The sequence below is a fragment of the Streptomyces sp. MK37H genome (assembly GCF_018035285.1).
In the GTDB taxonomy this organism is placed as follows: domain Bacteria; phylum Actinomycetota; class Actinomycetes; order Streptomycetales; family Streptomycetaceae; genus Streptomyces; species Streptomyces endocoffeicus.
This window is the reverse complement of the sequence record NZ_JAAAYH010000872.1, coordinates 1-1,273: the sequence shown is the minus strand read 5'-3', so window position 1 is coordinate 1,273 and position 1,273 is coordinate 1. Positions and strand designations below refer to the sequence as shown.

At 76.4% G+C, this 1,273-nt stretch carries 1 protein-coding gene and 1 pseudogene; both read right to left on the bottom strand.

Annotation, left to right across the window (positions count from 1 at the left end; all coding sequences use genetic code 11):
* The coding region (locus GWI24_RS44530; RefSeq protein WP_210951685.1) for a sugar phosphate isomerase/epimerase at positions 1-775 on the bottom strand (775 nt) is incomplete at its 3' end.
* Positions 772-1,273 (bottom strand): annotated as a pseudogene (locus GWI24_RS44525) (hypothetical protein); the annotation flags it as partial. The pseudogene GWI24_RS44525 and the gene GWI24_RS44530, both read right to left, overlap by 4 nt.

The window sequence follows — 1,273 nt, the reverse complement described above, 5'->3', positions numbered from 1 at the left end:
ATACGTCGGCGAGCGCCCGCAGTGTGGCCGCCTCCCGTGGCAGCAGCCGCTCGTCGTCCTCCGGTACGAACTCCAGCAGGACATCCAGCGGCGGGCCGTCGGTGGACACCGCGGTGCGGTGCGCGAGCAGCCGCTCGAAGGCGCTGCGCCACAGCGGGGCGCGGGCGGTCAGCGGCAGCCGGGTGGTCCCGGGCCACCAGGAGAAGGCGTGCACCGCGGCGATCCGGTCCCCCAGCGCGTCCAGCCCCTTCAGCGCCTCGGCGTCGGGCATGTCGACGGGCGGCTGCCAGTAGGTGGCGACGTCGGCGCGGTCCACCTCGCCCAGCAGCCGGAGGGTGTGGTCCGCGCCGTCGGTCAGGGTGTTGCGGTGGAACTCATAGGCGAGTTCCACCCCCGCGTCCGCGGCGAGCGCGGCGGCGCGCCGGGTGTCCTCGACCACCGCGCGGCGCCCCTCGGGCGGGGTCTCCTCCGTACCCGTGGCGCCCGCCCAGATCCGGATGCGCGGGGCGCCGAGCGCCACGGCGGAGCGGAGCACCGCGTCGAACTCCTCCGGGTCGCTGTGCCCGGCACGGTAGTAGGAGCCGTACGAGGCGACGGCGAGCCCGGCGTCCACGGTGGCGTCGCGGACCCGCCGGGCGGTGTCCTCGTCGCCGGCCGGCACATGGACGTCACCGCCCCATTCGACGCACTCCAGGCCCGCTCCGGCCACGGCGGCGATCACCCGGTCCGGGTCGAGCCGGCGCAGGGTCACCGAGCAGATGCCGAGCCGCGTCACGCCCCCACCTCCGTGACGGTGGGCGCGTCGCCCGCGCCGAAGTCCACCACGAAGGCCCCGCCGTCCGCCGGCCGTACGGTGACCGCGAGTCCGTTCACCTCGGCGGTGGCGAGATCGGCGAGCGGGGCCGGGTCGCGTTCCCCGGTGAGCGAGGCCAGCGCGACGAAGAGGGTGCCGGAGGGGTCCTCGCCGACGGTGCCGGTGAGTTCGGGGACCAGGGCCCACGGCCCGTACGCGGTGCCCTGCGGCGCCCGGACCGCGGTGGCGGTCTCCCAGCCGTGCAGTCCGAGGAGCTGACCGGTCACCTCTCCCCCGTCCAGCCGTATCTCGGCGCCCTCCTCGGTCTCCGCCGGGGTGCCCGGGGGCAGGGCGACGGCCCAGCCGCTGTGGTGGATCCGGGTCCCGGCGGGGACGCCCACGGTGCGGTGGACGCGCACTTCGAGGCGGCCGCGGACGAGGGTCAGGCTGTCGATGCGGATCGAGGGCACCTTGGGGCCG